Below are 14,409 nucleotides of genomic sequence, written 5' to 3'. Positions count from 1 at the left end.
AACCTCCTACAGATTTGTAGGAGGCTATTTTTTATCCTTCAAAATACAGTAATTCTTTTGGTGTTTTTGTAAAGACTTCAAAGCCATTTTTGGTAACGTAACCACAATCCTCGATACGAACACCAACTTTTCCAGGGATGTAAATACCTGGTTCGACAGAGAAACACATACCTTCTTCGATGACCAAATCATTGCCTTCCATAATCGATGGGAATTCATGGACACTCATTCCCAAACCGTGACCGAGTCGGTGGTTGAAGTACTCGCCATAACCTGCTTTTTCAATCACAGAGCGAGCGGCATAGTCAATCTCACCAGCAGTCACACCAGGCTTAATCATATTGACAGCGGCCATGTGAGCCTCCAGAGTCAAGTTGTAAATATCTTTTTTAAACTGATTGGGTTTACCGACAGCGACAGTCCGTGTCATATCAGACGTATAGCCCAAAGCTTCCACGCCTAGGTCGAACAATAGCAGAGCGTTATTCTCGATTTTGTTTGTTGAGGGAATACCATGTGGATTTGCGGCATTGTCACCTGTTAAGACCATGGTCTCAAAGCTCATTTTTGAGATGCCTTGCTTTTTCATTTCAAATTCAATCTGAGCAATAATATCAGTTTCAGTTACATCGAGTGAGATGTTATTGAAACCAACCTGCATAGCCTTATCTGCAAACTCTCCAGCAACCAGCATTTTTTCAATTTCATCACGAGACTTGATCAATTTCATAGTATTAATCAGAGGTGTAATGTCTGAAAATGGTTGGCTAAAGATAGACTGAAGACCATGGTAGCGGGTTAAATTCAAATTATCAAATTCTGCACAGATTGCTGAGAAAGATTTTTGTGGCAATTTGCTCTTGATAATCTGCCATGGATTTTCTGAGTCCATATAGCCGGCTACAGGAAAATCAACAGTCGCAACCGCACGCTCTACATCCAAGGCAGGGAGAAAGAGTAGTGAGTCGTGGTCAGGCATAACAAAGAGCATCATGTGGCGCTCATGAGGATCGCTATGATAGCCAGTCAGATAATAGATGCTAACTGGATCAGAGAAGATGGCCAAGTCCATTTTGTTGGCTTCTAAGTAGGATTTAACATGATGTAATTTTGACATAGTGGAGCCCTTTCTAGCATGTAGTGGTAAAAAAAGTGAAATTTTCGTTTATTATATAGACTATTGTTCCAAAAAATGAAAAAAATTGCAAGTATTATCAAAAAAATGGCGTTTTTCTCTTGAAAGTGGTTTCAAAAAGTGATACACTATACTTGAGTGAAAGCGTAATTTTCATAGAATTAGAACTATTGAAAGGGAGTACATAACGTATGTTAAACACTGACGATACGGTAACGATTTATGACGTTGCCCGCGAAGCAGGTGTATCCATGGCGACAGTATCGCGCGTGGTAAATGGGAATAAAAACGTAAAGGAAAATACTCGTAAAAAAGTATTAGAAGTCATCGACCGTTTGGATTATCGTCCGAATGCTGTTGCACGTGGCTTGGCCAGCAAGAAGACTACCACTGTGGGGGTTGTGATTCCAAATATTGCTAATGCTTATTTTGCAACCTTGGCCAAAGGTATCGATGATATTGCCGATATGTACAAATACAATATCGTCTTAGCAAACAGTGATGAAAATGATGAGAAAGAAATCAATGTGGTGAATACCCTATTCTCAAAACAGGTGGACGGAATCATTTTCATGGGCTATCATTTGACAGACAAGATTCGTGCGGAGTTTTCACGCTCACGTACACCGATTGTTTTAGCTGGTACCGTGGACTTGGAGCACCAATTACCTAGCGTCAATATTGACTACGCTGCCGCTAGTGTTGATGCAGTCAATCTATTAGCTAAGAACAACAAGAAAATTGCCTTTGTATCAGGGCCGCTTGTAGATGACATCAACGGTAAAGTTCGTTTTGCAGGCTACAAACAAGGCTTGAAGGACAACGGAATCGAGTTTAACGAAGGATTGGTTTTTGAATCCAAGTATAAATACGAGGAAGGCTACGCTCTAGCAGAACGTATTTTGAATGCCGGAGCAACTGCAGCTTATGTTGCAGAAGATGAGATTGCTGCAGGTCTATTGAACGGTGTCAGTGATATGGGCATCAAGGTTCCGGAAGATTTTGAAATCATCACAAGTGATGATTCCCTAGTGACTAAGTTTACCCGTCCAAACCTGACCTCTATCAATCAGCCACTATATGATATTGGTGCAATTGCTATGCGCATGCTCACCAAAATCATGCATAAGGAAGAGTTGGAAAACCGTGAGGTAGTTCTTAACCACGGAATCAAAGTACGGAAATCAACTAAGTGATAAATATGAGAGTAGCCGGATAAGATATCTTATTACTCCGCACCCTCACTCTATCAAACATCATAATCATTTGGTTTATCTTTTATTACTTCGACGAGCGAGGAAATATTTCCAACCTAGAACAGCCTTTAGGCTGTTCTAGCAACCTGTAGCTATTGAGGCAAACTTGCTTCGACTTATCTCCAGCCTTCAAAGGTTCCCCGAACCTTTGAAGCGAGTACTGAAAGCAAACAAAATGGCTATATTAACCGAAAACTAAAAGATTATAAAAAATAAATATAAAGCCCTCGCTAGATGTATAAGCTTAGCGAGGGCTTTGTGGTTGATTTTAAGTCTGTCACACTCTGTAAGTTGTGCGAGATGTTGATGCGAATCTAGAGAAGCAGTACTGGGCTTGTTCTCATCCTTTAGAACTGTATCAGTTAGGTGATTATTATAATTTACGTTTACGTGTAAATAACTCAATTGCAAGACCGATAATACCACTTGTCAATAACCATAAACTTCCTTTCTCACCAGTTACTGGTAAGATTTGCTTAGCAGTTTCGGTTTTAAATGTTGAAGTCTCCTGCTTGTCTGTTTTTTCAGTTGTTGGTTTAGTGTTTGAATTTTCTTCGACTGTACCATTTTGGTTGTTCTCATTAACAGGTATCTGTTTTTTAGAGGTTTCGATATTTTCCTTCTCTTTATTAGCCATTTGCTTTTCAGGTGTTACGGCATTGTCCTTCTCATTAACAGGCATCTGTTTTTCAGAGATTACAACTTCATCGTTCTCTTTATTAGCCATTTGTTCTTGAGGTGTTACGACCATGTCGTTCACAATGCTTGGCATCTGTTTTTCAGAGATTACAATATTATCGTTCTCTTTATTAGTCATTTGCTTTTCAGGTGTTACGGCATTGTCCTTCTCATTAACAGGCATCTGTTTTTCAGAGATTACAACCTTATCGTTCTCTTTATTAGCCATTTGTTCTTGAGGTGTTACGACCATGTCGTTCACAATGCTTGGCATTTGTTTTTCAGAGGTTTCAATATTATCCTTCTCTTTATTAGTCATTTGCTTTTCAGGTGTTACGGCATTTTCGTTCACAACACTCGGCATCTGTTTTTCAGAGGTTTCAATATTATCCTTCTCTTTATTAGTCATTTGCTTTTCAGGTGTTACGGCATTTTCGTTCACAACACTCGGCATTTGTTTTTCAGAGGTTTCAATATTATCCTTCTCTTTATTAGTCATTTGCTTTTCAGGTGTTACGGCATTTTCGTTCATAACACTCGGCATTTGTTTTTCAGAGGTTTCAATATTATCCTTCTCTTTATTAGTCATTTGCTTTTCAGGTGTTACGGCATTTTCGTTCATAACACTCGGCATCTGTTTTTCAGAGGTTTCAATATTATCGTTCTCTTTATTAGTCATTTGCTTTTCAGGTGTTACGACCATGTCGTTCACAATGCTTGGCATCTGTTTTTCAGAGGCTTCAATATTATCCTTCTCTTCAGTAGCTATTTGCTCTTTAGGGGGTTCGATATTTCCCTTCTCTTTATCGGTCATTGCTTCCTTAGAGACTTCATTATCAGTAATAACGCTATCCGTGGTTGGCGCTATTAACTTCCCAGGATTCAAAATATTCTCGAAGATTTGATCGCTATTTTCATAAGTCACTGTTGAGACTAGTTGTCCGTGATTGTTATCTTTCACAGTGACAGTGGCCTTAATATCTGATTTGTCATAGATAATATCGCCAAGTCCACCATCAACTTCTGAAACAGTGTAGGTATAGGTTCCCTCTTTTGTAAATGTTAGGGCACTAAAGTTTACAGAACCATCTGCTTGATTGCTTACCTTTTCGATTTCATCGCCTTTTTCATTTTTTAAAACAAATTCGAATTCACCGGTGTTTAAGGTACGTCCCTCGAGGACTTTTTTTATCGAAAGACTAGCAGCAGCTGGAGCAGGTGTATAGAAATTGTTAAAGACATTGTCATTATCAATAAATTCAATCATTGCCTGTAATTGTCCGTTGTTTCGATCTTCTACAGTTATTTTTGCTACAATATATTTCGAATCATACTCAATACCACCAAGCTCATCTTTTACTTCTGAAATTGTATACCAATATTTGCCAGGCTTATCGAATGATAGATTTTTAAATCTAACTTGCCCGTCTTTTGTATTTTGAGCTGTATCAAGGACAGGGAGTTCCTCGCCATTCGCTTCTCTAAGCTCAAATTTAAATTCATTTTCTAGAAGCTCACGACCAAATAGTCGTACTACTGCTGGTATTTTGACATTAACCGCCTTTGAAGTAGCCTGTCCCCCATCAGGTTGTTTTGCGCTGATGATGGTATTTTTTACTTCTTGTGCCGATACATTATTCACTAGAGCAACAGTTCCAAATAATACTATTCCTGGTATTAGGAGCGATGTTCTCCATTTCTTAGTATTCATTATCCTTTTTTCCTTTCTCAAAGCATGATTTATGTAGCTAATCTGTGTCGTTATAACATGCAAATTTTACATCTAAAGTCCTCAATAAAATTTGAACACTTAGTGCCAGAATGTGCACCATTCGTAAATTATAACATCTTCTAAAAAACATTCAAGCTGTCCTTCTGCTTTTAAAATCTGTTTTATATGTTTTTTATGTAATCATATATTTGGGATTATATTCTTTAGTATTGGCTTTAATTGATACAAAATTCGTGTAGAATACAGTTTAAAATATGAAAAAATGTAAAAAAGGGCTATAATGGTATTATGAAAGTACTATTGTATTTAGAAGGTAAAACTGTTTTAGAGAAATCAGGAATTGGCCGGGCGCTTCAACACCAGATGGAAGCGCTAGATATGGCAGGCATTCCTTATACAACAGACCTGCTGGGAGATTATGATGTCATTCATATCAATACCTATGGTCCACGCTCCTGGTTATTGCTACATGCAGCCAAACGAAGTGGAAAAAAGGTAATCATGCATGGACATTCCACGAAGGAAGATTTTCAAAATTCCTTTATCGGTTCGAATACCCTAGCTCCTTTTGTAGGGAAATATCTAGCAAGCATGTACCAAAAGGCAGACTTTGTCATCACTCCTTCAGAGTATTCAAAAAAACTCATCCAGTCTTACGGTGTGACAACGCCAATTATAGCCGTTTCGAATGGTATTGATTTAGATAAATATAAGAAGGATGAACGCAAGGAAGCAATCTTTCGAGAGCATTTTAAAATTGAAGAAGGTCAGCCAGTTGTTGTCTGTGCAGGACTCTACTTCCGACGTAAAGGAATTGAAGACTTTGTCAAGGTAGCCGAAAAGATGCCGCATGTCCGCTTCATTTGGCTCGGTTCAATCAATAAGTGGCTGATTCCGTCATATATTAGAAAAATTGTTGAGGGAGATCATCCAGCGAATGTCGAGTTTCCAGGTTATTTTAAAGGTGCTGTTTTTCAAGGTGCAATGAGCGGAGCGGATGCCTTTTTCTTCCCATCGTATGAGGAAACAGAAGGGATTGTTGTTCTGGAAGCTCTTGCTAGTCATCAGCATGTTGTTCTAAGAGATATTCCAGTTTACGATGGTTGGATTGACGAAAACGTTGCCGAATTGGGACATACAGTGGATGATTTTGTTGATTCTATTCAGAAAATCTTAGACAAGCAGGTTGATAAACGTGAGGCGGGCTACCAGGTTGCGGTTAGTCGCTCGATTGACAATGTTTCCCACCAATTGGTGGATGCCTATCAACAAGTATTGGAGATGTAAATGCGGATTGGATTGTTTACGGATACCTATTTTCCACAGGTTTCAGGAGTCGCGACTTCGATTCGGACTCTTAAGACAGAGTTGGAGAAATTGGGACATACAGTATTTATTTTTACGACGACAGATGAGGATGTGAATCGCTACGAAGATTGGGACATTATCCGAATTCCTAGCGTACCTTTTTTTGCCTTTAAAGATCGTCGAGTGGCCTACGCAGGTTTTACAGATGCCTTAAAAATTGCAAGTCGCTATAAACTAGATATTATTCATACTCATACAGAATTTTCTTTGGGGATTTTGGGGAAAATGATTGCCAAGGAACTTGATATTCCGGTGGTACATACTTATCACACCCAGTATGAAGACTACGTACACTATATTGCCAAGGGGAGGATTATTCGTCCCGGGATGGTTAAATATTTAGTACGGGCATTTTTAAAAGATTTGGATGGGGTAATTTGCCCTAGTGAGATTGTTGAAGATCTTTTAATGAGTTACAACGTTCCGATTTCTAAACGAGTCATTCCAACAGGAATTGACTTGGCAAAGTTTGATAGACCAGAAATTGGCAAGGATGAAACAGATGAGTTGCGGGAACAACTAGGAATTGCTAGTGATGAAACGATGTTGTTAAGTCTGTCTAGGATTTCTCACGAGAAGAATATCCAAGCAATCGTTCAGGCAATGCCAAAAATTTTGCTGGAAAATCCCAAGGTGAAGTTGGTCATTGTCGGAGGTGGACCTTATACAGATGATCTTCAGGAAATGATAGCGGAGCTTAATCTAGATGAACACGTCCAGTTGACGGGTATGATTGCTCCAAGTGATACAGCGCTTTATTATAAAGCTGCGGATTTCTTTATTTCTGCTTCGACCAGTGAAACACAGGGACTAACTTTCTTAGAAAGCTTAGCTTCTGGAACTCCTATTTTGGCACATAGCAATTCCTACTTAAAAAACGTTATAACAGATAAGATGTTTGGGACACTCTTCATTCGAGAACAGGAGTTGGCAGATGCCGTCGTTGAGGCAATTATTGCTACACCACCAATGAATCCGTATGTGCTTGATAAGAAGCTCTATGAGATTTCTTCTACGAATTTTGGGCGCAAGGTTTTTGAATATTATCTAGATTTGAAGATTTCGTATGATTTTAGAAAAGAACATACTAATCAAGATAGCGCAGCAGAAGCTTTGATCAAAGAGGCTATTTACCTACCGCAAAAAGTAGTAGTTAAATCAACAGACACAACAGCAAAAATATTGAAAAAATCAGTCGAACAAGTAAAATCAATCCGGAATTTCTTTGAATAATTTGGAGGTTTCAAATGGAAAAGCTTCGGAAAGAGAGTTGGAAGAATCTGGTTTTGGCAACTCTCATTGTTCTATCCATGTATGCAGATATTTATCTGATTGCCTTTCATCTGATTAGTGACACCATGCTTTCTAAGGAGCTGGTGGTTGGGAATATATTGCTCTATACTCCCATTGTATTATTCCTAACGGGTCTTCTTTATGGATTTTTTAATGGCTTTTCTCCTAGCCTTCTTGCCTTGGTTTTACTGCTTTATCCTGTAACCATCTTTTTCTTTAAGGAATGGATTATTCTCTATCAGATTGTCTACACCTTATGTGCTCTGATTGGAAATGGGATAGGAGCTCTGCTATTTTCTCTAAGAAAGAAAATGAGGAAAAATCCTTGAAAAATCAGGAAATCCTGTTATAATAGCTTTTAGAGACTTATCAATTCTAGGAAATCTTTGAGAGAGTGGGCGGTGGGTGCAAGCACATAGAGGATAGGATTGACACTACTCGGTATGATTTTATGCAAACATAAAAGGGTGGTTCCCTTATCGCCAATCTGAGGTAGTCAGGCTTTTTAGCGTGACTGCGAATGAAGGTGGAACCACGTTACGACGTCCTTTTGCGAGGGCGTCGTATTTTCTTTTTTGACAAAACAAGGAGATGAAGTTGACCAGCATTCCACAAGAAACGATTGACCGTTGCCTAGCCATTCGTAAGGCTTACAGAGAGTTGGAAGTCAAGCACCACGACAAAGAGTGGTCCATTGAGGAGTGAAACAGTCTGGGGATAGACTGTTTCAGCTCAACAACTTAAAATAAAGACTTGTTGACCAATGATATTGGCAATATGAACCGCCTGATTATGACCAAGCAGGGTCGTTACTATGATGAAACACCCTATACCTTGGAGCATAAAATGGCTGAAAATATCTGGTGGTTGATTGAATTAGCCGACCGACTGGATATTGATATTCAAAAAGAAATGGAAACCTTTTTAACTCAGAAAGAAGAGTTATTGGGGATTAAAAAATAAAAAAAGGAGATAAATATGATTCGTATTACTTTCCCAGATGGTGCTGTTCGTGAGTACCAAGCTGGTGTGACTACTTTTAAAATTGCAGAGAGCATCAGCAAGTCTTTGGCGAAAAAGGCTCTCGCTGGTAAGTTCAATGGTAAATTGATTGACACCACTCGTGCCATCGAAGAGGACGGCACACTTGAAATCGTAACGCCTGACCATGAGGATGCCTTGGACATCTTGCGTCACTCAGCTGCCCACTTGTTTGCCCAAGCGGCTCGTCGTCTTTTCCCAGACATCAAGTTGGGGGTTGGTCCAGCTATTCAGGATGGTTTCTACTATGATACGGACAATGCGGCTGGTCAGATTTCAAATGAAGACCTGCCACGCATTCAGGAAGAAATGATGAAGATTGTCAAGGAAAACTTCCCTTCAGAACGCCGTGAGGTGACTAAGGAAGAAGCTCTTGAAATCTTCAAAAACGATCCTTACAAGTTGGAATTGATTCAAGAGCACTCTGATGACGAGGGCGGTTTGACCATTTATACCCAGGGAGAATACGTTGACCTCTGTCGTGGCCCACACGTTCCGTCAACAGGCCGTATCCAGATTTTTGAATTGCTCAATGTGGCTGGTGCATACTGGCGTGGTAAGAGCGAAAATCCAATGATGCAACGTGTTTATGGTACAGCTTGGTTTGACAAGAAAGACCTCAAGGCTTACCTGCAAATGCGTGAAGAGGCCAAAGAACGTGACCACCGTAAACTTGGTAAGGAATTGGATCTTTTCATGATCAGCCAAGAAGTTGGTCAAGGTTTGCCATTCTGGTTGCCAAACGGTGCAACTATCCGTCGTACCTTGGAGCGTTACATCACAGACAAGGAATTGGCTTCAGGTTATCAGCACGTATATACGCCACCATTGGCTTCTGTTGAACTCTATAAGACCTCAGGTCACTGGGAACATTATTCAGAAGACATGTTCCCAACTATGGACATGGGCGACGGTGAGGAGTTTGTTCTACGTCCGATGAACTGTCCGCACCACATTCAAGTTTATAAAAACCATGTGCGTTCTTACCGTGAATTGCCAGTACGTATCGCTGAGCTTGGTATGATGCACCGCTATGAGAAATCAGGTGCATTGACTGGTTTGCAGCGGGTTCGTGAGATGACTCTCAACGACGGTCATATCTTCGTGACACCTGAACAAATCCAAGAAGAGTTCAAAAAAGCTCTCCAGTTGATTATCGATGTGTACGCAGATTTCAACCTAAACGACTACCGTTTCCGCCTGTCTTATCGTGACCCAGAGGACAAAGAGAAGTACTATGACAACGATGAGATGTGGGAAAATGCCCAGCGTATGCTGAAGGGTGCCATGGATGAAATGGGCGTGGACTACTTTGAAGCAGAGGGTGAAGCAGCCTTCTACGGTCCGAAATTGGATATCCAGGTGAAAACTGCCCTTGGTAACGAGGAAACGTTGTCAACTATTCAGTTGGACTTCCTCTTGCCAGAACGTTTTGGTCTGACCTACATTGGTGCTGACGGTGAAGAACACCGCCCAGTTATGATTCACCGTGGTGTTATCTCGACTATGGAACGCTTCACTGCCATCTTGATCGAAACCTACAAAGGTGCCTTCCCAACTTGGTTGGCTCCAACCCAAGTGACCATGATTCCAATTTCTGTGGAGGCTCACCTGGATTACGCTTGGAAGGTTGCCAAAGAATTGCAAGACCGTGGCGTTCGTGTACACGTGGATGAACGTAACGAGAAGATGCAATACAAGATCCGTCAGAGCCAAACCAGCAAGATTCCATACCAACTCATCGTTGGTGACAAGGAGATGGAAGACAATGCTGTCAACGTTCGTCGTTACGGAAGCAAGGCAACACAAACTCAGTCTGTCGCAGAATTTGTGGACCATATCTTAGCAGATATTGCCCGCAAGTCACGTCCAGCTGACGCTGAATAAATAAAGTAAGAAGTCCGAAAGGGCTTCTTTTTTGGTATAATAGTCAAGGAAAGTGATGGTAATAATGAAAAGAGTAATAAAAGTTATTGTAGGTCTGATGTTAGGAATTGTTGGTTTCTTTATTGTCATGATAGTTGGTTTGTATCTCTTATTTAGTCCCAGGGTGGCTAGTCGAGAGGAATTGATATCGTATCAGATGATGCTTGAACAGAGTATGGAGTCATATGGTTTCACTGGTAAGGTGGAGTTGACAAAATTTCGTCCTATAGCCATTGGTAACCCATGGGATGTTTTAGAGTATGATTATACTGAGGTTATAGATGGTCAGTCAATTACACTTCAATCCTCTGATACTTTGGTCAATAACCGAATTGAAGGACAGGAGGCATTAAACGGACTACTAAATATGACGGTCTATTTTGATGATAGTCCAAGCGGAATGTTGTATCAATTTGATGGTATCGTTGACCAAGCTATGTGGCATCAGCCGAGAGGTAAATATTTACTGAATCAGGCACAGCAGATATTTAAATTGATGGAAGAAAAAGATTTCACTTTGTTTGAAGTGGATGGTAGGCTTGAAACTCAGGATGAAAAATTGATAAAGTTTTATGAAAAGGTAGAGGAAAATCGCGATAATGGTCGGGCTTTTGCAGGTTTTTATGATATTAATTTAGACTGGCTCATGGAGGAAGAAATGGCGGTAATTGAAGTTGAATTTTTTAATAAGAAGGACCTTGGTTTAGAAAACGACTTAGTAGAGGAAGATAAATTACTAGCTGATTTAAAACAGAAAGTCGAAACATTTGACTATTCTAATGTGGAAGACGGAACCTATAGAATTGGTTTTCGTAGACCTGGAGTGCAGTCAACCAGTTTTTTCGTAACAATCAAGGTAAAAGATCATCATTATTTATTCTTAAAATAGTTGTTACAAACACAAAAACTCCCAACCAATTGGCTGGGAGGAATGTTTATTCAATACTGCTCGCCCAAGACTTGGCCACATAACGTGACAGACTTGAAATGGCAAAGTTGATAATGAAATAGATGAGAGCAACCATGAGGTAAAGGGCAAAAACTTGCTCTGCCTCAAAGTAGCGTCCCATGAGGATTTGACTAGAACCAAAGAGTTCTTGCAAGGCGATAACGGAGTAGAGGAAACTAGTGTCCTTGATGACCGTTACAATCTGCGAGATAATGGCTGGCAACATCTTACGAATGGCCTGCGGCATGATGATATAGACCATGATTTGCACTGGGGTAAAACCCTGTGACAAACCAGCTTCGGTCTGGCCCGGTCCGATGGCGTTGAGACCACCACGGATAATCTCGGCCATGGCTGCCGTGGTAAAAATGGTAAAGGCTGTAATACCAGCGGGCGTTGACTTCATTTGGAAGACTAAGAATACTGTGAAAATCCAAAGCAAGTTTGGCACGTTACGCACAAATTCGATATAGATGGTTGCAATCCACTTGAAAATTGGATTTTTTCCATTGCGCATGATGGCGAGAATCATTCCGAAAATAATGGACAGGATTACCGAAATGCTTGAGATATAGAGTGTTAACTTCAAACCACTCCACAAGAGTTGGAAGGTTGAAGGTTTGAGTAATTCTAAAACATAATTCATCGTTCAACCTCCTTTTAGTGTGAAAAGGCTGACTTATTCTTTTCTTCAATGCGGCGGCCCCAGCTTGCAACAGGGAAGCACATGATGAAGTAAAGGAAAGCAGCACCAGCAAAGGCTGGGATGTAGTTGGCATTCATGGCAGACCAAGATTTTGTCATAAACATAATATCAGCTCCAGAGATAATGGCAACAGTAGCCGTATTCTTAATTAAGTTTACTACTTGGTTGGTCAAAGGTGGAAGAATGGTCGGAATGGCCTGTGGCAATATGATGATTCGCATGGTTTCAGCCTGGGTAAATCCCTGTGAAAGTGCGGCTTCAGTTTGCCCGGTAGGCACAGCCTCAATCCCTGCACGAATGACCTCTGCGATATAGGCACCGTGATAGAGGCCCACGCAGATAACAGCTGTCCAGTAGATGGACGGCATGAGAACATAATTTGAAATCAGTGGAAGTCCATAATAAACAATCATGAACTGAACCAAAAGCGGTGTATTCTGATAGTATTCAACATAGACACGTGCGATGATTTTTAAAACTTTATTTTTACTTGAAGAGAGACTACCAAAGACAATTCCTAAAAACATGGCCATGATAAAGGCCCCGACAGAAATGGCTAAGGTAAAGAGAAAACCTTGGAAAAAGGTTGGAAAATCCTTGAAATAACTGATCCAATTCTCCCAAGCGTAAGGACTAGTTGTTAAAACTGTCATATTGTTTCACCTTTCTATTCGTCAGTTTCTGTGACTGGTTTGAGGCCATTGGCATCATAGATGGCTTGAAGACTACCGTCAGCTGTCCATTCTTCAACCAGGCTGTTTAAGTAGTCGTTAAGGTCTTTGTTAGATAATTTAGTAACAATTCCATAGTCAGAAGCTGAGAAGCTAAAGTCCATGAGTTCAGATTTTGAGCCAATGTAACCGGATAGAATGGATTGGTCAACAGAGAAGGCATCGGTTCTATGTGCTCTAAGGGATACGGAAAGTTCAGGATAGGAACCAAGTTCAGCAAAGTTTACTGAAATGCCATACTTATCTGCTAGTTCAGAGATGAGGGTGCGTGTAATGGAACCCTGAGCTACACCGATTGTCTTTCCATCTAGGTCGGTAAAGGTCTTGATTCCACTATCCTTATTGACCAAGAAGCCAACGGCATCTGTGTAGTAAGGAGTTGTGAAATTGTAGAGCAACTTGCGCTCCTCGGTGATGGTAAAAGTTGCGATGACCATATCGACTTGACCGTTATCAAGCAGTGGTCCGCGAGTTTGTGCTGTAACAGGGGTAAATTCAATCTCCACCCCTAATTCGTCTGCAATTTTGCGAGCGATGTCAATCTCCATTCCCTCAAATTCACCAGTATCAGGGTTTTTGTAGCCAAAGTTAGGAACGTCCTGTTTCACTCCGACGCGGAGCACGCCCCTATCGATGATAGCTTGAACTTGATCACTATTGGTAATGGATGCGGGTGTTTCTGTTTGAGCTACTGGTTGTTTTGCGAAAACGAGAAGAATAAGTCCGAAGACCAATAATCTAATTGCAAAGAAAATGTTGATTTTTTTCTTATCCATAGACTTCCTCCTAGAGTTTTACTTTGTCAGATTCGTGGTTGATAATCTTGCTGAGGAATTGTTGGGCACGAGGCTCTGTCGGGTTGTCAAAGAAGCCATTCACATCTGTTGTATCAACTAAAACTTCTCCCTCAGCCATGAAGATGATGCGATCAGCTACTTCACGGGCAAAGCCCATTTCGTGTGTTACGACAATCATGTTCATTCCGTCACGTGCCAATTTTTGCATAACTGCAAGTACATCGCCGATAGTTTCTGGGTCCAAGGCAGATGTTGGTTCATCGAAGAGTAGAAGTTCAGGTTTCATAGCTAGGCCGCGAGCGATGGCGACACGTTGTTTTTGGCCTCCGGATAGCATAGCAGGGTAGGAATCCTTCCGATCCCAGAGGTTAACAAACTCAAGATACTTTTGAGCGGTTTTTTCAGCCGTAGCTTTATCGATTCCCAAAACCTTAATAGGTGCCAAAGTAACATTTTCTAACACGGTTTTGTGTGGGTAAAGGTTAAAATGCTGGAAAACCATACCAACTTCTTTGCGAAGTGATACGAGCTCTTTGATAGAAGTAGAGGAAATATCATGTCCGTTGACAATGAGCGTTCCTTCATCAATTGCCTCTAAACCGTTAATCGTGCGAATGAGAGTAGATTTTCCGGATCCGGAAGGTCCAAGGAGAACGACAACCTGTCCAGGTTCGAATTCCAAGTTGATATTGCGTAGGGCGTGGTAGTCGCCATAGTATTTGTTGACATCTTTAAATTCTACTAAAGCCATAAAATTCTCCTTGCATAGTGTTTTTTAGGTATTCCCATCTTAGCAT

At 40.7% G+C, this 14,409-nt stretch carries 12 protein-coding genes and 1 pseudogene; 7 read left to right on the top strand and 6 right to left on the bottom strand.

Features of this window, described 5'->3' with window-relative positions:
• Window positions 1-31: 31 nt before the first annotated feature.
• Window positions 32-1,117 carry a Xaa-Pro peptidase family protein gene (locus ODU50_RS03830; protein ID WP_029752235.1) on the bottom strand — a complete coding sequence of 362 codons (1,086 nt, stop codon included), beginning with the start codon at window positions 1,115-1,117 and terminating at the stop codon, window positions 32-34.
• A 209-nt stretch (window positions 1,118-1,326) separates the two neighbouring features.
• On the opposite strand from ODU50_RS03830, the gene ccpA reads away from it, so the two are divergent.
• A complete protein-coding gene (gene ccpA, locus ODU50_RS03825) occupies window positions 1,327-2,331 on the top strand; it encodes a catabolite control protein A (protein WP_004298830.1) in 1,005 nt (334 codons plus the stop codon).
• 433 nt (window positions 2,332-2,764) lie between these two features.
• Here the strand turns inward: ccpA and ODU50_RS03820 are convergent, their stop codons facing one another.
• Window positions 2,765-4,780 carry a Spy0128 family protein gene (locus tag ODU50_RS03820; RefSeq protein WP_105153342.1) on the bottom strand — a complete coding sequence of 672 codons (2,016 nt, stop codon included), beginning with the start codon at window positions 4,778-4,780 and terminating at the stop codon, window positions 2,765-2,767.
• 309 nt (window positions 4,781-5,089) lie between these two features.
• On the opposite strand from ODU50_RS03820, the gene ODU50_RS03815 reads away from it, so the two are divergent.
• The 6 genes and pseudogenes from ODU50_RS03815 to ODU50_RS03790 all read left to right on the top strand — a co-directional run bounded on the left by ODU50_RS03815 (window position 5,090) and on the right by ODU50_RS03790 (window position 11,318).
• The gene (locus ODU50_RS03815) at window positions 5,090-6,088 is read left to right on the top strand and encodes a glycosyltransferase family 4 protein (RefSeq protein ID WP_024384914.1); all 999 of its coding nucleotides are present in this window, start codon (window positions 5,090-5,092) and stop codon (window positions 6,086-6,088) included.
• A complete protein-coding gene (locus ODU50_RS03810; RefSeq protein WP_105153343.1) occupies window positions 6,089-7,402 on the top strand; it encodes a glycosyltransferase family 4 protein in 1,314 nt (437 codons plus the stop codon). It begins immediately after the preceding gene.
• Between the two features lie 14 nt (window positions 7,403-7,416).
• Window positions 7,417-7,791 carry a hypothetical protein gene (locus ODU50_RS03805; RefSeq protein WP_053866997.1) on the top strand — a complete coding sequence of 125 codons (375 nt, stop codon included), beginning with the start codon at window positions 7,417-7,419 and terminating at the stop codon, window positions 7,789-7,791.
• Window positions 7,792-8,053: 262 nt separating this feature from the next.
• Window positions 8,054-8,425 (top strand): annotated as a pseudogene (locus ODU50_RS03800) (MazG-like protein).
• A gap of 15 nt (window positions 8,426-8,440) precedes the next feature.
• Window positions 8,441-10,390, top strand: coding sequence for a threonine--tRNA ligase (gene thrS, locus ODU50_RS03795; RefSeq protein ID WP_105153344.1), 1,950 nt, complete (start codon window positions 8,441-8,443; stop codon window positions 10,388-10,390).
• 64 nt (window positions 10,391-10,454) lie between these two features.
• Window positions 10,455-11,318, top strand: coding sequence for a hypothetical protein (locus ODU50_RS03790; protein ID WP_105148285.1), 864 nt, complete (start codon window positions 10,455-10,457; stop codon window positions 11,316-11,318).
• A gap of 46 nt (window positions 11,319-11,364) precedes the next feature.
• Here ODU50_RS03790 and ODU50_RS03785 read toward each other — a convergent pair whose 3' ends face one another.
• Genes ODU50_RS03785 through ODU50_RS03770 form a run of 4 tightly spaced genes read right to left on the bottom strand, consistent with a single transcriptional unit; the run spans window position 11,365 to window position 14,363 of the window.
• Window positions 11,365-12,024 (bottom strand): amino acid ABC transporter permease, encoded by a 660-nt coding sequence (locus tag ODU50_RS03785; RefSeq protein ID WP_105148284.1) that lies wholly within the window; start codon window positions 12,022-12,024, stop codon window positions 11,365-11,367.
• Window positions 12,025-12,038: 14 nt separating this feature from the next.
• Window positions 12,039-12,737: an amino acid ABC transporter permease gene (locus ODU50_RS03780; RefSeq protein WP_024410916.1), complete on the bottom strand. Its 699-nt coding sequence runs from the start codon at window positions 12,735-12,737 to the stop codon at window positions 12,039-12,041.
• A 14-nt stretch (window positions 12,738-12,751) separates the two neighbouring features.
• A complete protein-coding gene (locus ODU50_RS03775) occupies window positions 12,752-13,591 on the bottom strand; it encodes a transporter substrate-binding domain-containing protein (protein WP_105148283.1) in 840 nt (279 codons plus the stop codon).
• A 10-nt stretch (window positions 13,592-13,601) separates the two neighbouring features.
• A complete protein-coding gene (locus ODU50_RS03770) occupies window positions 13,602-14,363 on the bottom strand; it encodes an amino acid ABC transporter ATP-binding protein (protein ID WP_002935839.1) in 762 nt (253 codons plus the stop codon).
• Window positions 14,364-14,409 lie beyond the last annotated feature (46 nt).

The sequence above is a fragment of the Streptococcus sp. 2020WUSS084 genome, assembly GCF_044427445.1.
Classification (GTDB): domain Bacteria; phylum Bacillota; class Bacilli; order Lactobacillales; family Streptococcaceae; genus Streptococcus; species Streptococcus suis.
This window is presented reverse-complemented; position numbering and strand designations above follow the sequence as displayed.